The organism is Desulfonatronum zhilinae (assembly GCF_900182865.1).
Classification (GTDB): Bacteria; Desulfobacterota; Desulfovibrionia; order Desulfovibrionales; family Desulfonatronaceae; genus Desulfonatronum; species Desulfonatronum lacustre.
This window is the reverse complement of record NZ_FXUJ01000006.1, coordinates 89,923-108,610: the sequence shown is the minus strand read 5'-3', so window position 1 is coordinate 108,610 and position 18,688 is coordinate 89,923. Positions and strand designations below refer to the sequence as shown.

Sequence of the window (18,688 nt, the reverse complement as noted above, 5' to 3'; positions counted from 1 at the left end):
TCAATAAATACGCTTCGACCTTGATTCGATTGCCAGGACGGCAATCGAAAATGTGGCGCAGCCACAGCCCGGAGGGGCCGGACACAGGACGTGTCCGAATAGCTTTTCTTGCTTCTTGCACTTGGGATTTTTGAACGGACTGCCGACAAAGGCTTTTCAACACTCAGCTAGCTGAACGAGCCGGGACGGAGCGACCGTGGGCAAAAAGAAGAAAAAGGGCGGCGGGGTCAGCGTCGATCCCATGGGTTGGCTGATCACGTTTTCCGACCTGATCACCCTGCTCTTGACCTTTTTCGTCCTGCTGCTCAGCATGTCCTCCATGGATCGACAGGTGGTCATGGATGCCGCGACCTTTTTCAGAGGGGATATGGGCGTTCTTTCCAAACAGACGGCCGGACGGATTCCCACCAGGGTGGAAGAGGTGATGAAGCTTTTGGAACGTCCCTGGGAGTTCCGGGACAGTGAACAGCGCATCCGCGACCTGCTTTTTCCGGACGATGTCCTGCCGCGGGAAATTCCAAGATCCACGTTGGATGAGAATTTGAAACTTCTGGAACGTCCCGAGGGAGTGGCCATTCTGCTGACGGACGAATTGCTTTTCCCCTTGGGTGGCCATGAATTGACCGATCCGGCCAAAAGGCTTTTGGAAGTACTGGCCCCGTTGGTTCTGTACGTGCACAATGTCGTCAATGTTTCCGGGCACACGGACAGTTTGCCGGGGAGAACCATGGACAACGACACCCTGTCCGCCCTGCGGGCCATGGCCGTGCTGGAAGTTTTGCTGCTTTCCGGGGTTCCGGATGCCAAACTGTCCGTTTCCGCCTACGCCGAGCGCATGCCGGTGGGGGATAATCGGATCCCGGAAGGACGGGCCTTGAATCGCCGGGTGGAAATTCTCTTCAAGAACGCATTGTAACAGATCAGATGAGTGTGAAGACGGCTCCGCGGTTCTTCGTGTTCCGCAAACCGTCTCGACGAGGTGATGCATGGCGAAAAAAGATGCTCTTCCGGTGGACGAGGAAAAGAAAAAGGGAGCGAAGGTGAAGTGGATCGTTTTGCTGCTGGTTTTGCTGCTGCTGGCCGGTGGCGGGGGAGCTGCCTACTGGTTTTTGATGGGACCCGGAGCCGTTTCCGAGGACGGTGCCCTGGAACAGGAAGGGGATCAAGCAGGCCTGCAGGGGGCTCGGACGGAATTCGTTCCGGAGATCGTGACCCTGGATACGTTCGTCGTCAACCTGGCTGATCCGCTGGGCAGGCGGTTCCTGCGCATGACCCTGGACGTGGAAGTGCTGAACAGGGCCGCCATCGCCGACGTGCAACGCAATAACTCCCGGATTCGTGACGCGGTGATTCTCCTGTTGGCCGGCAAGTCCTTCGCCGACCTGGCCAGCATGGAAGGAAAAATCACCTTGAAAAACCAGATCGTGGAGCGACTGAACCAGATCGTCGGGGGCGGCAGGGTGACCAACGTGTACTTCACGGAGTTCGTGGTCCAGTGAACCGAGGCGAGGCCCAGGGATCTAAGAAACGTTTTCCGCACGGATGATCGACATATGAACAAAATACTGTCCCAGGACGAAGTCGACTCTCTCTTGCGAGGGCTGACCGGCGGAGAACTCGAGACCGAATCCGCGGATGTCGACGATGATACGGGGGTCATCTCATTTGACCTGGCCAATCAGGACCGAATTATCCGCGGGCGAATGCCGGTAATGGAGATCGTCAACGATCGTTTCGCCCGCTTGTCTTCCAATGCTTTGGCCAACACCATGCGCAAGAAGGTCGACGTCAACCCGGTGTCCATCGATATGTCCAAGTTCGGGGACTTCATGCGCTCCTTGCCCGTTCCCACGAGCATTAACATTTTCAAGATCGAGCCCTTGCGCGGTAATGCCATTCTGGTCGTGGACACCAGATTGGTTTTCGCCCTGGTGGAGAATTTTTTCGGCGGGCAAGGCACCCAGCCTAAGATCGAAGGCCGAGACTTCACCCCCATTGAGCAGTCGGTGATCGAGCGGGTCGTCAAGCTTTTTCTCAACGCCATGGAACAGGCCTGGACCCCGGTGCATGATGTCCGCATTGAGCTTCAGCGCATGGAAATCAACCCCCAGTTCGCCAGCATCGTGCCGCCCAGCGACGTGGTCGTCGTGATTTCCATGGAAGTGGAACTGGAGAACGCCATCGGCTCCCTGGTGTTTTGCCTGCCGTACTCGACCATTGAGCCGATCCGTTCCAAGCTCTATGCTTCCTTCCAGTCCGAGCGACTGGAGGTGGATCACGCTTGGCTTTCCCGGTTTAAGGAACGAATGATGGAAATCCCGGTGGAACTCGTGGTTCCTCTGGGCCGGACTTCCATCACCGGACGGCAGTTGCTGAATCTGGATATCGGTGACATTTTGTTGTTGGATACGGACACGGACCAGCATTTGGAAGTGAAAATTCACGGAGTGGACAAGTTCTATTGCCAGCCCGGCTTCGTCAAGGCGAACAGGGCGATCCAGGTGGTCAAGGAAGCGGAAGTTCGATACTGACCATGCTTCAATCGACGATCAACAATCACCAGCGAGCCGGAAGCGGCCGCTGAGACTGAAACGAGGTCCCGCATGAGCGACGAGTCAATGGACCAGGATAAACTGGCTGAAGAGTGGGCCAAGGCCCTGGAAGATATGGACGAGGGCGGAGAGCCGGAAGATCCGTTCGAGGCGGCCACCAAAGCCGCCGCCCAGGCCGGGAAAGAAAGTGAAAGCCAGGAGGATATGGCGGACGAATGGGCCAAGGCCCTGGCCATGGAAGAGGAGACCCAGCTGAAGAAGGAGAAACAGCAGAAGTCCTTCGCTGCCAAGACCGAGGATCCCAAGTTCAAGGATTTGACGTCGGACGCCAAGAGCCCCAAGGAGAAGAACAAGCGGGACCTGGACTTCATCCTGGACATCCCGCTGGATGTTTCCGCCGAACTGGGGCGGACCAAGCTGTTGATCAACGAGCTGCTCCAACTCGGGCAGGGTTCCGTGGTGGAGTTGAACAAGCTGGCCGGCGAACCTTTAGAAATTTTCGTCAACGGCAAGCTGGTGGCCCGGGGCGAGGCCGTGGTGATCAACGAAAAATTCGGGGTGCGATTGACGGACATCATCAGCCCCATCGAGAGGGTGAAACAACTTGCCTGATCCAGTCGAACCGTCCGTCGCGGGCCCGACCTGGGACTTCGGCTTCGCGGCGTTGAAAATGGTCGGGGGCCTGTTTCTGGTCCTGGCCCTGCTGTTCGTGGTTCTCCACCTGCTTAAACGGTACGGGCACAAGGCCGGGTTGACTCGCCAGCTTCCAGCGGACCTCAAGCTGGTGGGCCAGATGGCCCTGGGGCCGCGCAAGAGCGTGGTGGTGGTCCGGTATTTGAATAAGGACATGGTGCTGGGAGTGACCGATACTTCCATAACGCTGCTCACGGAGACGCACCATGACCACCAACAAGCCGACTTTTCCAAGCATCTGGAGCAATCCAGGACCACAGGCGGTTAGGCTCGGCTTTGCCGCCCTGATACTTCTGCCCCTGCTGTCCGGCCTCGCCGCCGCCCAGACCGGGGCTCCGGCCCTGAACCTGACCTTGAGCGGCGGGGCCAGCGAGCCGGACAACGTTTCCATCGCCCTGGAAATCCTTTTCCTGCTCACCGTCCTTTCCGTGGCCCCGGCCATCCTGCTCACGGCCACCTGCTTCACCCGCATCGTCATCGTTTTTTCCTTTATCCGTCAGGCCATGGGCACGCAGCAGATGCCGCCCAATCAGGTCCTGGCCAGTCTGGCCATTTTTTTGACGTTCGTGATCATGATGCCCGTCGGCAAAGAGATCAACGACACGGCGCTCCAGCCATATTTAGCCGAGGATATCGGCTTTCAAGAAGCGCTGACCCGGGCCGAACAACCCATGCGGGCCTTCCTGTTCAAGCACACCCGTGAAAAAGACCTCTCGCTGTTCTACTCCATCACCCAAATGGATCGCCCGTCCAACCGAGACGAGGTGCCGACCATCATCCTGGTTCCCGCCTTCGTGATCAGCGAATTGAAAACCGCCTTCCAGATGGGCTTTTTGATCTACATCCCGTTCCTGATCCTGGACATGGTCGTGGCCAGCATCCTGCTGTCCATGGGCATGATGATGCTGCCCCCGGTGATGATCTCCCTGCCGTTCAAACTGCTGCTCTTCGTGATGGTGGATGGTTGGAATCTGCTGATCTTTTCGCTGGTGAACGGCTTTGCGTGATTGGGGCTGAAGACAGGGGTCAGAATTCTGAATTCAAGAGTCTGAATTCAAGAGTCAGGAGTCAGAAGTCGGATTTATGGTGGCGATTCTGGGAAAGTTGACATTTAGATCAGCTTTTTGCCCATTCAACCATTCAACCATTCAACCATTCAACCATTCAACCTTTTTCCCCAACCAGATACTCTTGCCCGGAGACCAGTATGACCCCTGAATTCGTGATCGGCTTTGCCCGTCAATCCATTGAACTGACCCTGATGATCGCCCTGCCCATGCTGGGTATTGGTTTGATTGTGGGCGTCCTGGTCAGCATCATCCAGGCCGCGACGCAGATCCAGGAAATGACCCTGACCTTCGTGCCCAAGATCATTTCCATTTTTCTGGCGTTGCTGTTTTCCTTTCCCTGGATCATGGACAAGCTGGTCACCTTTACTCGGGAGTTGTTTTTGAACCTGCCGAACTATGTGGGGTAGCGCTGCACATCCATACATTGTCTGAATTGGTATCGAAATCGAAATCGAAATCGAAATCGTGATCGAAATCGAACGTCATGCCCAAGAGATGGCGTAATCATCTAGTGATGTACAGTATTTCCCGATTTCGATTTCGATTTGGATTTTGATGAGAACAGGTTTGCCTTGGGCCGGTTGTCGTCATCTCAACGTTTCTCCTTGCCCGGAGCGGATGAATGTTTTAGTTGTCTCCGTGCCTCAAATCCTGAACCCTTTCTCCTCCTCTTCGTGAATTCTTCCTGGCTGTTCTCCCTCCGGTCCTTCCGGTTGCTTCTGCCGTTGGCGTTCGGCCTGGCGGCGGCTTTCGTGCTCACGGGCTTGTGGAACAGGCATGCCGAGACGACGCCGAAGCTTGCCTCGCCAAGTCCGATGGCAACGACCAGCGCCGCCTCCGAGTCCTGGACGGCGGTGATTCTGGAAGCCAATATCCTGGGATTGGAAACTCCCGAACAAGAACAGCTCTCGCCGGAACCCGTCTCGGCGGCTACCTCCTTTGACTGGCGTTTGTTGGGCACGGTCACCGGGGCCAGGCCCAAGGCCCTGGTGCGTCGCGACGAGGAATTCGTGATCGCCGACCAGGGCGACGTGCTTGACGGATGGGAACTGGTGGAAGTGCGGACCCGGTCCGCGGTGTTCGCGTCCGGAGGTCGGCGGGAAGAAGTCCCGCTGTGGGACGGCGAGCAAGAAACAATGGAAGCAGACGAGGGGGGGCGTCCGGCTGAGATGCAGACTTGGGCCGCTCCCGGCGTCGGGACCCGGGTCAGTCTTTCCCGGCAGGACGTCCAGCCGCTGCTTTCTGATCCGAATACGCTGCTGCAAATGGCCAGCTTCAAGCCGTTCACCGTGGACGGCCGGGTCAGCGGCTTTCAGGTGCTCAGCATCCGTCCGGATTCTCTGCTGCACAAGGTCGGGCTGCGTAACGGGGATGTGCTGGCCCGGATCAACGGCCAGGCGCTGACCGGGCCGACCCAGCTCCTCCAGGCCTATTCCGGCATGGACCGGTCTTCCCTTGTGACCCTGGATGTTCAACGAGCCTCCCAGATGCAGACGTTTATCCTTGAATTGAATTAGACCCCTTGTATTTTGCTGACCGTCGTCCGGCGAAGATGAGAGGAACGGTATCCATGAAGAGATTTTCGGCATATTCCGGTGCGTGGCGTTTGATCGCCCTGTTGCTCTTATTTTACGGGCTCGTGCTGTTGCCAGGTATGGTTTTGGCCCAGGAGGCAGAGGAAGCCGAAGAACAGCGAATGACCGCCAACCTGGAAGGGATCACGCTACGTGATTTCATCGTATTCGTCGGCCGGTTCACCGGCCGAAACATGGTCTTTCGCGAGGACCAGATCCCACCGGTGAAGGTTTCCCTGCATTCCCAGGCTCCCATGACCGAACCGGAACTGTTGGCCGTGCTGGACCGGGTCCTGGCCAGCAACAATCTGGATCTGGTGGCCCAGGGCGACCTGTTCTACGTCCTGCAATCCCCGCAGGCCGCGGAAATGGTCGATCCGCTCCGGCCCGGGCTGGAGCCCGGGGAGGACAGCGAACTGTTGACCACGGTCATCCGCCTGCACCAGCGCTTGCCGCGGGAGCAGGTCAGCGAATTGTTGCAGCCCTTTGCTTCCCGGTTCGGGATGATCATGGAAGTTCCCCAGGCCCAGGCCTTGCTGCTTCGGGACACCCGTTCCAGGGTGCGCAAGATGCAGGAAGTCCTGGAAGCGGTGTTGTCCCTGGGCACGCGCTGGGACGTGGAACTGCTCCCCCTGCATCAGGCCCAGGCCGGGGTCACGGCCCGGAAGGTGGGCCAGTTGTACGAGGAACTGTTTTCCCGCGGCCATCTGGCCGAGACCCCGGTGATCCTGGCGGTGGAATGGTCCAACTCCCTGCTGGTGGCCGGCTCCGACGAGCAGCGTCAGGCCGTGCGCGGCTTGCTGGACAATCTGGATCGAATCACGGATTCCAGCGCGGACATGAGCATGTACGCCCTGAAGAACGCCAAGGCCTCCTCCGCCGCGGACGTGCTGCGTACTTTGCTCGAGGGAGACCAAGTCGGGGCGGAGGAGGAGGGCGTGAACGGTCGCGGCGTCTTGGTGGCCGCGGACGCGGAAACCAACTCCGTGCTGGTTCTGGCCGAACCGCGGATCCAGCGCCAGGTGGAATCCATCATTACCCACCTAGATCGTCCCCTGGATCAGGTCTTCGTGGAGGCCCTGATCGTGGAGACGTCCCTGACGAACAGTCAGGACTTCGGCGTAGAATGGGTCGTGGGCGGCGGAGGCTCCGACGGTGTGGCCACGGGCGGTTTTCTGGGTTCACCTTCGAACCTGGCTCCCTTGCTGGCGACGGCGGCTCCGCCGTTGGCGCCGGGAGGGTTTACCGTGGGTGCGTTGGGCAATTCCATCACCTATGCCGGTCAGACGTTTTCCTCCCTGGGGGCCCTGATCAGCTTCATGAAGACTGCACAGGACTTCAATATTCTTTCCACGCCGCAGATCATGACCCTGGACAATGCCGAGGCGGAAATCTTCGTGGGCGAGAATCGCGCCTACCAGGTCAGCGAGAAATACGACACCCAGAATAACGCCATCAAGACCTTTGAATACCGGGACGTCGGGATCAGGCTGAAGGTCACCCCGCACATCAATGCCGAGACCGGGGTGATCCGGATGCAGGTGGAGCAGGAGGTCAGCAATGTGATCGATTCGGCCGGTGAGGACGACCGGCCGCGAACCCGGAGCCGGAACACCAGAACCAATGTCCAGATTCCGGACGGGTTCACCATGGTCATCAGCGGATTGATGCAGAACGATTTCAGCCAGACCCGTCGGGCCGTGCCGGGTCTGTCCAAAGTTCCGGTTCTGGGTTGGCTGTTTCGTCGGGAGGCGGTCTCCGCGGAGAAAGCGACCCTGATGGTCTTCTTGTCGGCCAGAATTATCAACACCGTGGAGCAGGCTGAGGAGCTGACCAAGCGACGCATGGAGAGCTTGCGGGAAGGCCGGCGGACCAGCCGTGAATTGCTGCAGCGGGAGTTCTGGCAGGGTGGAGAGCAACACGGCTTCGACCTGGAGCAGGAGATGGGCCGAGAGATGAGATGGGAAGAGGGGCAAGAATTGCAACGGGTGCCCGCCCAATGACGTTCGGCAACGCTTTGGTGGGGTCACCAGACCTGTCGCGGCTGCCCCAGGAGGTCGTGAGTCAGTATCTGGCCTTTCCCCGGCGTAACGAATTTCTGCCCGTGGCCGCGGAAGACGGGATGCTCCGGGTCTGGCTTCTGGCCGCCAAAGCCAGGCCTCTGGCTGATTTTCTGGCCTGGAGGCTGGGCTTGGCGGTGCGCACGGAATTGGTCCGCAACGAGGTGTTTTTTCCGGCTCTGGAGCAGGCCTTGGCGCTCTGGGAAGAGGAGGCCCCGGCGGAGGACGACGGGGAGGCCGGGGGTGAGGAAGCGGACGACTCCGGTAGGGAGTTGCTGGGCTGGTCCCATGAGGACGCGCCCATTGTCCGGCTGGTGAATCGGTTGCTGCATCAGGCGGTGAGCCAGGGGGCCAGCGACATTCACTTCGAGGGCCGGGAAAACGGCTTTCAGGTCCGGTTCCGGGTTGACGGCGAACTGCGCACCGAACGCCGCCTGGAGCTGGCGGTCCAATCCACGGTGCTGGCCCGGATCAAGGTCATGGGACACATGGATGTAGCCGAGAGTCGCGCTCCGCAAGACGGGCGCTTTCAGGTCCGGGTGGGCCGCAAAGACGTGGACGTCCGAGTTTCCACCATGCCCACGCTCAACGGCGAAAAGGCCGTGCTGCGCATCCTGGACCGATCCAAAAATATTCTTCCCTTGTCCGACCTCGGCCTGGAGCCGGAGGCCGTGGCCGTGATCACCCGGATGATCGCCGCGCCCCACGGGATCATCCTGGTCACCGGCCCCACGGGCAGCGGCAAGACCACGACCCTCTACGCGGCCTTGCGCGAGCTGATCCGCGAATCCCGGAACATCATGACCGTGGAGGACCCGGTGGAATACCACCTGCCCGGCGTGAACCAGGTCCAGGTGAACCGGGCCGCCGGCGTGACCTTTGCCACGGCCATCCGCGGCTTCCTGCGCCAGGACCCGGACATCATCCTGGTGGGCGAGATTCGGGATCAGGAAACCGCGAGCACCGCCGTACAGGCCTCCTTGACCGGACACCTGGTCCTGGCCACCCTGCACACCAACGACGCGCCCACCGCGGTCACCCGGATGCTGGAAATGGGCGTGGAACCTTTCCTGCTGGCCTCATCCCTGCATCTGGTCATCGGTCAACGCCTCGTCCGCCTGAACTGTCCAACGTGTTCCGCGCCTACCGATCCTTCCCATATCCCCCACTCACCTCAGCCATCGCCCATCATCGGCTGCGAAGCCTGTCGCCACAGCGGTTATCGCGGCCGCCAGGGGATTTTCGAGCTGATGCCCGTGGACGAGGCCTTGCGCAGCCTGGTCGTCCGGAAAGCCTCCGTGGAACAGCTCCGCACCCACCTCAAGACAACCGGCTTCCAAACCATGCACGACCACGGCCTTCGCCTCGTTGATCAGGGCAAAACCACCATGGAAGAGCTGTTGCGGGTCACCAGCCTGTAAGTCGGCTCTCCAGCTTTTCTCCTCGTCCTCTTTTTCGTCCTATTTCCCCCACAAACTCCCCAACCTTCCCGAGGCCGAAAAGGGCAGGTTGCCCAGTCCGGTCAGGGTGCCGGAGATGGAGTAGGTGGTGTTTTCCAGGCGGTTCCAGTCCAGGAAGCCTTCGGCGTCGGCGGTGACGCCCACCGGGCCGTCGGCCTGCAGGGGGGTCAGGCGGAGGTGGTTGCCTTCCAGGGTGGCCTGGCCGCGCAGGTTGATGGTCATGATTCCCGGGGCCAGCACCAAGAGCCCGGGGGCCTGGATGTCCAGCTCGCCTTGATGCGGGGGCTGGTCCCAGGTTCGCCAGCGGACGAACCCATCGGTCTCCAGGGTTCCCTGGACCCTCTGCTCGGGCATGAGCCGTTGCAGATCCACGCCGCCGGAAAGGCGCAGTTCCTTGTCCCAGCTCAAGTCGGCCACCAGGGTCGGGCCGGTGACCGCGGTCATGGTCACCGGGCGGGTCGTGCCCAGTTGGATGGTCAGCTTTGGAACGAAGAACCGGTTCTGGTTCACATGCAATTCAAAGTGCTGGTAGGTAATGTGCGTCAGTCCCCGGTCCCCGACGGCCTGCCAACTCCAGGAGGCGTTGGGCAGGTGGCCGAGGGTGTGCCTCAGCACCTGGCTCCAGAGCAGTTCCCTGGACAGGAAGAAGAGCACGCCGATCAGCAGGCCGATGAGGAAGATCGTGCCCACCGGGCCGAAGCGGCGGAGCAGGCCCGGTTTGGAGACGGTTTTGTCGGCGTCGCGGGGAGTTGGATCACGAAGAGCGTCCTGAGCAGGATTGGGAGAGGTCATCGATAGAGTACCAGTTGGAGATCGGCCAGGGACGGATTGTCCAGACGCCGGTTGAAGGTCATGGTGGAGGTTTGCAGGCCGCCGTCCCGGCTCAGGGTTTCCAGCAGGGCCAGCAGGTCCGGTAGGGTCAGGCGTTCGTAGTAAAGTTGAACTCCGTCCCGGCCCGTGGCCTGCAAGGCCGGCCTGACTGAAATCAGCTTGTCTTCCAGGCCGATGTCGCGGCTGAGCTGACGGGCCGCGACCAGGATCGGCAGGTTGGCCCGCCCCGGGTTCGGCCCATGGTCCAGGCTCCGGATTTCCGCGACCAATGCCGATACGTGCTGGTGGAGCTCCATGGCCGCTTCCTCACGAAGGATCGAGCGCTGGGTCGCGGCGTACAGCGAGAGCCAAGCCGCCATGGAACCCGCCGCGGTCAGGGCCAGGAGCAGATACAGGGCCCCGCGTCGGCGGCCGGACGGCCAATCCCGCCAAAAGGCCAAGTGGTGCAGCCGGTGCCGGAAGGAGATGGTTTTTACGTGATTCATGGGGTGGGGTGATCGGTTTGCCGGGTCTGCCTCAGTAGCTCACCCGCAGGGTCGCCAGAACGGCGTCGTCCGCGCTGGAGGCCTGGTCCAGGTCAAAACGGAGGCGACCCTGGCCCTCCAGGGCCTTGAGCAGGGATTCCAGTTGTTCATAGTCGGCCAGTCTGGCCCGGATGATCCCGGAATTCGGGCCCAGAGAGAAGTTTTCCACATGGAACTCCGGTGGTGCCGATGCGCTGAGCAGCCCCAGCATGGCCAGGGCGTCCGGTCCGGATTGGACCGGCCCCTGGAGCTGGCTATGTCGGAAGAGCAGGCGGCCAAAAGGATCGTCACCCAGGGGCGGGGTGAGTACTTCGGCATAGAGCCGATTGGTGGCCTGTTCCCAGTGTTCCACTTGGGCTTGTTGGTCCGTCAGGCGCAGGGCCTGTCCGGTGCAGATCAAAACTCCAAGAAGCGTCGCGGCGATCCACCATCGAACCAGGCCGCCCAGGTCCGATCCCTCGCCCGCCGCGGCGGGCAAAGGCAGGCGCAACTGGGACCAGCCGATGTCCGGAGCGGCCTGAAGCAGATCGGGCAGGCTCCATTGCGTGTCGACTTGGAGAGACCGTTCGGTATTCCCGGCTCCCGACGCTTCGCCGATCCGCGTTTCCAGTTCCGCGCCGTTGCCGGGAAAGAAGGTCATCTGGCCGTGGAGCATGGCCGCCGTGGTCCCGTCCTCCGGATTGTTCCAGACCCAGCTTTCGATCCTGCGTCGATGCCCCGCGTTCCAGGCCAGAAAAAACGGCGTGGTCACGGCGTTGGCTCGGGCCAGAACATCCTGGTGGCGACGAGCGAATTCGGTCAGCTCCGGGTGCGGAAGACAGCCCAAAAGGTGGGTGCGTCCGGCATCGAGCACGATCCCGGGGCCGTTTTCCGTCGTTTGGGCGGGAAAGACCTGCTCCAGTTCCAGGCGGGCCGCGGCGGTGCGCTGCCGGAGGCTGCCGGAATGGTGATCGCTCTCCGGCTGGTAGAAAAAGAACAAGCGATCCGGAATCAGCACCAACACCGGCAGGGAGCGCAAAGACTTCGAGGCCTGATCCGGATGCGGGACCGGATGAAGAGTTTGGCCGTCAAAGCGTTCCCAAACCGGGGCGTCCTTGGTGAACCGGACGACGAAAAAATGGTTGCTGGTGGAGGTGCGGGGCAAGGGGGTGGCTCGTGTTCAATGCTTGGAAAAGGGATGGCTTGACGGTTACGGCACTGCGCTCAAAGCGGCCTGGACTCGATGATATCCCTGGCCAGAATTCTGGGCGCGGTGTCGGCGAGGATGGATGGCCGTTCCACGATGATCCGATGGAGTTCATACCATGCGGGTTGCCGGACCTCAACCGAGATTTCCAGGGTGTCCGCTTCCAGGGCCAGATGAGGCAGGACGCGCTGGTAGACGTCCATGGGCAGCCGGATGCGGGCGAGGAGTTCGTCCAGGCGCTGGAAACCGTGTTCCGTGCGGTAGCGCTGGATGGCCGGCCAGTAGGCTTCCAGTTCCGGAGCCACGGCCAGGATCAGTTCTTTGTCGGCCAGGTTCAGGTTGATCCGTCCGTCCGTTCCCCACACCGTGAAATGTCGGCGTACCCAGGCCGGATCGAGGTCCGTAAAGCCGGTGACCAGGAGCAGTTCTTCCGGTCGTTGCATCGGGCCTTTCCTGGGGCGATAGGATGGCCGGATTCCGGTGTAGGGTGCGTCGGCGGCGCGGGCTGAACCAGGCCGGTCCGGGTCATGGCCTTCACCCAGCCAGAGCATGATGTCCCGCGTATCGCCTCGGAAATTCACCCTGGAACCTTCGTGAAAGGTCTCATGGTGGAACAGGCGGGTCAGGCCTTCCCGCAACCTGGTCATGGCCTGGGGATGCAGGGAGGGCGGGTGCAGGGCGTTGAGGTTCAGCTTGGCGTTGGTGGGGATGATGGTGATCCGGATGCCGTCCTCGCTCCATTCCGGCGGGCTCGGGGGTTGGTCTGCCGCGTCGAGATGGTCGGCGGAAAGAGCGAGTAGTTCCATGGCTTTGTGCACCGCGGCTTCGGCCTGGAATCCGGCCTGGATGGTCTGGAGCAGCAGAATGTGTTCCTCCTCGGTCAGGGCGGCATGCTGGACGACACGCAACACCACGGTGCTGAACAGGAGCAGGGTGACCAGCACCAGGACGAGGACGGCGCCAGAGGAGCGGGGTGGGCGATCAAAGCGGCGCATCGTGCTCCAGGGATAGGCGATGGATGATATTCCATGCGGTTTTTACGTCGGCAGGGCGCAGTTCCAGCCGCAGGCCGGCCGGGGCCGGTCGCTCCGTGCCGTGCAGCCAGGAGCGCAGGTCCACCCAGCGGCCTTCGGTCAGATCGTGGAAGGCCAGGCTCCAGTCTTGCAAGTTCGAGATCACGAGCAGCTCCTGAACATAGTCCAGGTCCGGCTGCTCCTCGGTGCGGCGGACCTGGCGCTGGGAAAAGTCCCAGGTCACGGTCATGGGCAGGGGGCCGGGAACAAGGTGGTTGGCGACCGTCTCCAGCGTGAATCCGTGCTCCGTGATGGTCAGTTCCGTTTCCGGAAGCATGCCCCGCAGATCCATGCTCAACAACCGCTGCAGGACGACCCGGGAACGCTGGTTTTCAACGGTTTCCTCCAGGGCGGACGAGGCCACGACCCCGCGCCCGAGGATCGCCGCGAGCAGAGCGGTGAGCATCCCGGCCACCACCAGGGCCACCAGGATTTCCACCAGGGTGAAGCCGGGAGGGGAGGGCGTGGGGCAGCTGTCGTGATGAGTGGAAGCGTTCCGTGGCGTCATTTTTTCGTTCTTCGTATCCATCACGGAGAGACCGCTGGCCAGGACCACTCCAGTTTCCGTCCCTCCAGGCGCGTGGTCAGGGTCACCCACGGGGAGGGGCGGTCCGGTGTCGGCGGGTTGGTGGTGATCCGGACGGCCAGAGGGTCGCGGCCATCAGGCGTCATCCCGCCGGACACCGTCAACTGAGAATCCTCGCGCCCAATATTCCGACCAATATCCTGGCCGATATCCCGGCCCATGAGCGCTTCCTGAGCCGTGTTCAGGTGCAGCCAGAGCACGTCCGCCTGCCTGGCCTGGTTCAGACCGTGGCGTTGTGAGGCGAGCAGGCCGGAAGCCAGGATGGCGGCGATGATCAGGGCCACCAGGACTTCAACCAGAGTGAAGCCTCGCGGGCGGTTCGCGTCGCCGTGCTGATGCCGTGGATTGATGGAAGAGCGTCCAAACGTCATGGGCCGTACTCGTTGACCAGGCGGGCGTCCAGGTCCGCGGTGATCCAGCGTTCCCCGTCCGTGAAGGAGAACAGGAGCCGATCCATGTGGCCTTGTGGGTAGACGCGGAAGTGGCTGAAAGGGTGCGGGCAGGGAGTTTCGTTCAGGACGCAGCGACCGGGTGGGTTCGGCATGCGGTGCGTCGCCTCGTTCCAGGACAGTCCGCCGGATACGGGATCCAGGCGAATGACCTGGAACCGACCGGTTTCAACCGCCGCGATTCGAACCTGGTCCAGAAAGACGTTCATTTCATGCAGCGGTGTATTGCTTCCGGAGGGCCGGGTGGGGTCCAGCCGGGGCAGCAGGGTGAACCAACCCAGGCCGACGATGAACAGCACGATCAGCAGTTCGACCAGGGTCAGACCGGCGGAGGCGTGGTCGCGCGGGCCGGAGCGGCTCAATCGTCCAACTCCCAACTGTTGATGTCCTGGGCGAAGCCGGTCCCGCCCTCCTTGCCGTCCGCGCCCAGGCTGGTGATTTCGTAGTCCCGGCCTTGTTGCCCGGGAGAGCGGTAGCGGTAGGCATTGCCCCAAGGGTCCCTGGGCACGGATGATGCTTCCAGGTAGCCGCCGTCGCGGTAGTTGCGGGGGATGGGGGCGATGTCCGGTTTGCGGAACAGGGCGGCGAGCCCTTGCTCGGTGGTGGGATAGACCCCGTTGTCCAGCCGGTACAGGCGCAGGGCGGATTCCAGGGTGCGGATGTCCACCTTGGCCTTGGTCACCCGGGCCTCGTCCGGGCGATCCATGATTCGAGGCACAAGCAGCGTGGCCATCAGTCCGAGGATGACCACGACGATCATCAACTCGATCAGGCTGAAGCCGGATTGGCGTTTCATTGCATATCTCCAAGGGGTTGGTGGTGGTCGGAAAGGGAAGTCCAGGTCGGCGGCGAATCCTGAAGCAGGCTGCCTCTGACCGGCAGGAGGTCGGTTTCATCGGGCACGTTCCAACTGTCTAAGGATGTGCGAGCTTCTTCCATGGGGATCCACCACAGGAAAAAGCGATGCTCCGGAACATGCCGGACCAGCAGCACATATCCGTCCTTGGCCTGGATCGGATCGGCAAGGGCGTAGGTCCGCCCGCTCCAGGACACCGTCCCGTTCGGGGCCACGGCAAGGGGCGTCAGGCGAGTTGGTTCATCTTCGGGAGCGTCCGTGGGCTTTCCGGTTGCGGCCTGATACCAGCGTTGAGTCTGGTCCGGCTCGGTCACACGCAGCAGGCCGACGTCTTCCGCGGCATGCACGCTGAACCGGGGCGTTCCGAAATGCAGCTTGCGCAGCCAGTGCTCCCGGGGCGTGAGAAAGGTCAGCAAACCGGCGTCCAGGCTGAACCGCTCGAAAAACTGGAGCAGATCCCAGGCCGTGTTTTGGTCCATGGCGGAGGCATGTTGAGGCGGTAAAATATCTTCGACGGCAACGGCGCGGGAACCTGGAATGTCCCAGACTAGCAGCTCGCGGCGCGACCCTTCGGGTAAAGGCTCGTTGGAGCCGTCGTGCGAGGGAGTCGGACTCTCCTGTTCGTCGCTCGCTGGGCGCAGAATGAGATGGCCGCCATGGAAGAGTGCTGCCTCAAAGGGGCCGCCAGGAATGCGGACCTGTTCCAGCAGGGTCAGTTCCGGCAGGGTCCAGACCAACAGCCATCCGGCCCGGTCCACGCTCTGAAGCAGACCTTCTCGTGGGCTGAAAGCCAGGGCCAGGGGCGGGAAACGCAGGGTGCCGACGTGACGCATGGGGTCTTGTTCCAATACCGGGGAGGCGTTGGACGGGTTGGAAAAGGGTTCGCCGACCGGCCCCACGAACAGGCGTTGCCCGGTGTCCGTCACCGCAGCCCAGGCCAGCGAGGAGGACAGGGCTGCGTGACGTAGCGGTCGCTGCCCGGGAACCGTGCCCACCCGGGCGCAGTGGCGCAGATCAAAGACATGCAGCTCGCCGCCTTGGGCATTGCCCGCGCCGAGAAACGGCCCGAGGCCGTCCCAGGTCAGCAGGGTGACCGGAGCCTTCGTGGGCAGGGTCAGGGAGGCGCAGGGCCAGGGGCTCCAAATGCGGATGTCTCCGTTGGCGTGGCCCACGGCCAGTCCGGCTTCCGGAATGTCGGCCATGCCTTCCCCGGCTTGCGTTGCTCCGTTGGATGCCGCCGACGGCCCGAGCACAAAAGCGGTGACGTCGGACGCCACATGCAGGGTGACGGGCTCCCGGCTCATTTCCATGAAGTAGTCGCCGGATCGGTGCCGGGGATCGGAAGAGGAATCGGCCATTTGCTCCGGCACGGGGAAGTCGATGTTCGGAGGCCGATACTGGGTACGCAGGCTTTGTTCGAGCATTTCGGCCAGCGTGATGCTCGGCCCAAAGGGGGTCTGTTCGGTGAGCAGGGGGGCGGGCTTGAGAGGTTGCGCCCCACGCGGGGCACAGGCGGCGGACAGCAGGAGGAGCACGCCGATGAACAGGGCCATGCCGAGTAGGTGCCGGGGGGGCTGTTGGCCTTTGGCCGAAAAGCTTGTACTGCGTGAATCGGTCTCGCCCAAGGGGGCTTTGAGCTTCTGGGCGGTCATTTGGGTAAAATAACTCCAATCTCCGGCATCCCCACCATGCATCACGCCGATTCTTCCATTTCCCCCGCTTCGCCGGGATCTTCCGGCCCCCCCGCGAGGCGCCTGTCCGCACTGGACATGTTTCGCGGCGCGGCCGTGCTGCTGATGCTTGTTTATCATTTTTGCTTCGATCTTAATTACTTCGGGGTCGTTTCCATCCGGTTCCAAACCGACCCGCTCTGGCTGGGCCTGCGGGCGGTGATCGTGGGGGGCTTCGTGCTGGCCGTGGGTGCGAGTCTGGCCCTGTCCACCCACAACGGCTTGAACCCGCGGCGATTCCTGCGGCGTCAAATCATCCTGGGCGTTGCGGCGGGCTTGGTTTCTTTGGGCACGTACCTGATTTTCCCTCTGACCTGGGTGGTCTTCGGCGTCCTGCATTTCATTTTTGTTGCTCGAATTCTGAGCCTGCCGTTTCTGCGTCTGCACCATCTGAACCCGGCCTTCGGAGTGCTGTTCCTGCTCGTGGGCCTGTCCGTTCAGCACCCGGTCTTCAACCATCCCTGGCTGCACTGGCTGGGCATGATGACCCACAAGCCCTTCACCGAGGACTACGTGCCGATTTTGCCCTGGTTCGGCGTCCTGCTCCTGGGGCTGTACATCGGCCAGTCAATCCATCGCCACCGCCCGTCTATTCTCCAGGCGCCCTCGTCTCTTCCGGGATCCGGGATACTGTCCTGGCTGGGACGCCACAGCCTGCTGATCTATCTGCTTCACCAGCCGCTGTTCATGGGCGTGCTGTATCTGTTGCTGCGGTAGGTGTGAAGGATCAGCCGACCTGGGACGTCAGATCAAAGATCGGCCCCATTACGGCCAGAACCAGAAATCCCACAAGCAGCCCCAGACCCAGGATCAGGGCCGGTTCGATCAGGGCGGCGAAGCGTTTCAGGGACGCGTCGGTTTCGCGTTCCAGGAGTTTGCCCAGGCGTTCCAGGAACGGGCCCAGTTTTCCGGCGGCCCGGCCGGCGCTGATGGCGGTCAGGAAGACGTCCGGGTAGACGCCCTGTTTCCAGAGCACGCCGTCCAGAGGCTGGCCGGTGGAGACTTCCCGGGCGGCCTGGAGCATTTTTTCCCGGAAAAAAAGCGACCCCACTCCCTGGGCCGAGCTTTGCAAGGCCTGGACCAAGGGGATTCCGGCCTGGATCTGAAAGGAAACCAAGCCGGAAAAGCGGGCCAGAACGCCCTTCTGGACCACCGGCAGCCGCCAGAGCAGGCGGTCCAGGCGGATGCGCCAGTTCGGGCGGCGCTTGTAGGTCGTCACGCCGAGGAAGACCATCCCGGCCAGACCCAGCAGCAGCAAGCCGCCCCAGGACTCCATCCAGGACCCGACATTCAGCAGCAGGCGGGTGTCCCAGGACAGTTCCCCGGCCGAGGCGGTGACGATGTCCGCGATCCGGGGCAGGACCCGGGAAAGCAGGAAAAAGACCGCGCCCAGGCCGATGATCAGGATGGTCAGGGGATAGCCCAGGGAGGTGAGCAGCTTTTCCCGGAAGTCCCGGCGGCCCTCTTCGTATCGGGCGATGCGTTCCAGGACTTCGCCCAACCGGCCCACCTGCTCCGCCACCTGGACCATGGCCGCGTACACTGGCGAGACGACGCCCGGGTGATCCTGCAATGCCTGGGAAAAGGCTTGGCCGCCTTCCACCGCGTCGCGGATTCGGACCCAGAACCGGGCCGACGCTCCACTGGACATCCGGGCCAACAGGTCCAGGCTCTGGGCCAGGGATCCGCCTCCCTGGATCATCATGCCCAGGGAGTAGAAGGCCTCGTCCAGGCGGATGCGCCGCGGCCAGGAGCCGGGGGAAAGCAGGCCGCGCAGAGTGCGGCCCTGCGCATGCCCGGCGTTGCCGAGACGGATCGGCAAGAGCCCTTGTTCCTGGAGTCTGGCATAGGCCGTGGCGCGGCTTTCGGCCTCGCACAGCCCTTTGCGCTGTTCGCCCTGCTGATCCAGGGCCACATACTGGAATGTCGGCACGGTGCTCCTTGTCCAAGAGAAAACAACCGCGTAATTTTGCCCGCTTGAGCGGCGGATGTCCAATCCGGGACGTGATTCGGGATCAAAGAAAGTCGGTCCAACAACATCGTT

General features: G+C 61.9%; 21 protein-coding genes. 11 read left to right on the top strand and 10 right to left on the bottom strand.

Annotated features, from left to right (window positions below):
• The first annotated feature begins 196 nt into the window (after positions 1–196).
• The 10 genes from AC559A_RS07090 to AC559A_RS07045 all read left to right on the top strand — a co-directional run bounded on the left by AC559A_RS07090 (position 197) and on the right by AC559A_RS07045 (position 9,370).
• The gene (locus tag AC559A_RS07090) at positions 197–916 is read left to right on the top strand and encodes an OmpA/MotB family protein (RefSeq protein WP_028572271.1); all 720 of its coding nucleotides are present in this window, start codon (positions 197–199) and stop codon (positions 914–916) included.
• A gap of 70 nt (positions 917–986) precedes the next feature.
• On the top strand, positions 987–1,499 hold the full coding sequence (locus AC559A_RS07085; protein WP_028572270.1) for a flagellar basal body-associated FliL family protein: 513 nt from the start codon (positions 987–989) through the stop codon (positions 1,497–1,499).
• Positions 1,500–1,553: 54 nt separating this feature from the next.
• Positions 1,554–2,531 (top strand): flagellar motor switch protein FliM, encoded by a 978-nt coding sequence (gene fliM / locus AC559A_RS07080; protein WP_028572269.1) that lies wholly within the window; start codon positions 1,554–1,556, stop codon positions 2,529–2,531.
• Between the two features lie 72 nt (positions 2,532–2,603).
• On the top strand, positions 2,604–3,164 hold the full coding sequence (gene fliN, locus AC559A_RS07075) for a flagellar motor switch protein FliN (RefSeq protein WP_498817086.1): 561 nt from the start codon (positions 2,604–2,606) through the stop codon (positions 3,162–3,164).
• On the top strand, positions 3,157–3,513 hold the full coding sequence (gene fliO, locus AC559A_RS07070; protein WP_498817085.1) for a flagellar biosynthetic protein FliO: 357 nt from the start codon (positions 3,157–3,159) through the stop codon (positions 3,511–3,513). Before fliN ends, fliO begins: the two co-directional genes overlap by 8 nt.
• On the top strand, positions 3,452–4,252 hold the full coding sequence (fliP, locus tag AC559A_RS07065; RefSeq protein ID WP_498817083.1) for a flagellar type III secretion system pore protein FliP: 801 nt from the start codon (positions 3,452–3,454) through the stop codon (positions 4,250–4,252). Before fliO ends, fliP begins: the two co-directional genes overlap by 62 nt.
• A 200-nt stretch (positions 4,253–4,452) precedes the next feature.
• Positions 4,453–4,722 (top strand): flagellar biosynthesis protein FliQ, encoded by a 270-nt coding sequence (gene fliQ, locus AC559A_RS07060; RefSeq protein ID WP_028572266.1) that lies wholly within the window; start codon positions 4,453–4,455, stop codon positions 4,720–4,722.
• A gap of 267 nt (positions 4,723–4,989) precedes the next feature.
• Entirely contained in the window at positions 4,990–5,832 is an 843-nt protein-coding gene (locus tag AC559A_RS07055) for a PDZ domain-containing protein (protein ID WP_498817082.1), read from the top strand.
• Positions 5,833–5,885: 53 nt separating this feature from the next.
• Positions 5,886–7,892, top strand: coding sequence for a type II secretion system secretin GspD (gspD, locus tag AC559A_RS07050; RefSeq protein WP_498817080.1), 2,007 nt, complete (start codon positions 5,886–5,888; stop codon positions 7,890–7,892).
• The gene (locus AC559A_RS07045) at positions 7,889–9,370 is read left to right on the top strand and encodes a GspE/PulE family protein (RefSeq protein WP_498817078.1); all 1,482 of its coding nucleotides are present in this window, start codon (positions 7,889–7,891) and stop codon (positions 9,368–9,370) included. The genes gspD and AC559A_RS07045 overlap by 4 nt, the downstream gene beginning before the upstream one ends.
• Before the next feature lie 39 nt (positions 9,371–9,409).
• Here the strand turns inward: AC559A_RS07045 and AC559A_RS07040 are convergent, their stop codons facing one another.
• The 9 genes from AC559A_RS07040 to AC559A_RS07000 are packed head-to-tail and all read right to left on the bottom strand — an operon-like array spanning position 9,410 to position 16,566.
• Complete coding sequence (locus tag AC559A_RS07040; RefSeq protein WP_498817076.1) at positions 9,410–10,201, bottom strand: hypothetical protein; 792 nt, start codon at positions 10,199–10,201, stop codon at positions 9,410–9,412.
• On the bottom strand, positions 10,198–10,725 hold the full coding sequence (locus tag AC559A_RS07035) for a hypothetical protein (RefSeq protein WP_498817075.1): 528 nt from the start codon (positions 10,723–10,725) through the stop codon (positions 10,198–10,200). The genes AC559A_RS07040 and AC559A_RS07035 overlap by 4 nt, the downstream gene beginning before the upstream one ends.
• A 31-nt stretch (positions 10,726–10,756) precedes the next feature.
• Entirely contained in the window at positions 10,757–11,908 is a 1,152-nt protein-coding gene (locus tag AC559A_RS07030) for a hypothetical protein (protein ID WP_498817074.1), read from the bottom strand.
• 59 nt (positions 11,909–11,967) lie between these two features.
• Positions 11,968–12,945, bottom strand: coding sequence for a type II secretion system minor pseudopilin (locus AC559A_RS07025; protein ID WP_028572260.1), 978 nt, complete (start codon positions 12,943–12,945; stop codon positions 11,968–11,970).
• Positions 12,932–13,531 carry a PulJ/GspJ family protein gene (locus AC559A_RS07020; RefSeq protein ID WP_498817072.1) on the bottom strand — a complete coding sequence of 200 codons (600 nt, stop codon included), beginning with the start codon at positions 13,529–13,531 and terminating at the stop codon, positions 12,932–12,934. Before AC559A_RS07020 ends, AC559A_RS07025 begins: the two co-directional genes overlap by 14 nt.
• A 20-nt stretch (positions 13,532–13,551) precedes the next feature.
• Entirely contained in the window at positions 13,552–13,980 is a 429-nt protein-coding gene (locus AC559A_RS07015; protein WP_498817070.1) for a prepilin-type N-terminal cleavage/methylation domain-containing protein, read from the bottom strand.
• Positions 13,977–14,420 (bottom strand): prepilin-type N-terminal cleavage/methylation domain-containing protein, encoded by a 444-nt coding sequence (locus AC559A_RS07010; RefSeq protein WP_498817068.1) that lies wholly within the window; start codon positions 14,418–14,420, stop codon positions 13,977–13,979. The genes AC559A_RS07015 and AC559A_RS07010 overlap by 4 nt, the downstream gene beginning before the upstream one ends.
• On the bottom strand, positions 14,417–14,854 hold the full coding sequence (gene gspG / locus AC559A_RS07005) for a type II secretion system major pseudopilin GspG (RefSeq protein WP_028572258.1): 438 nt from the start codon (positions 14,852–14,854) through the stop codon (positions 14,417–14,419). Before gspG ends, AC559A_RS07010 begins: the two co-directional genes overlap by 4 nt.
• Positions 14,851–16,566 carry a hypothetical protein gene (locus tag AC559A_RS07000; protein WP_498817066.1) on the bottom strand — a complete coding sequence of 572 codons (1,716 nt, stop codon included), beginning with the start codon at positions 16,564–16,566 and terminating at the stop codon, positions 14,851–14,853. Before AC559A_RS07000 ends, gspG begins: the two co-directional genes overlap by 4 nt.
• Positions 16,567–16,602: 36 nt before the next feature.
• Here AC559A_RS07000 and AC559A_RS06995 point away from each other — a divergent pair, with 36 nt between their 5' ends.
• Positions 16,603–17,361: a heparan-alpha-glucosaminide N-acetyltransferase gene (locus AC559A_RS06995; protein WP_498817065.1), complete on the top strand. Its 759-nt coding sequence runs from the start codon at positions 16,603–16,605 to the stop codon at positions 17,359–17,361.
• A 10-nt stretch (positions 17,362–17,371) separates the two neighbouring features.
• On the opposite strand, the gene AC559A_RS06990 is transcribed toward AC559A_RS06995, so the two are convergent.
• The gene (locus AC559A_RS06990; protein WP_498817063.1) at positions 17,372–18,577 is read right to left on the bottom strand and encodes a type II secretion system F family protein; all 1,206 of its coding nucleotides are present in this window, start codon (positions 18,575–18,577) and stop codon (positions 17,372–17,374) included.
• Between the last annotated feature and the right edge of the window lie 111 nt (positions 18,578–18,688).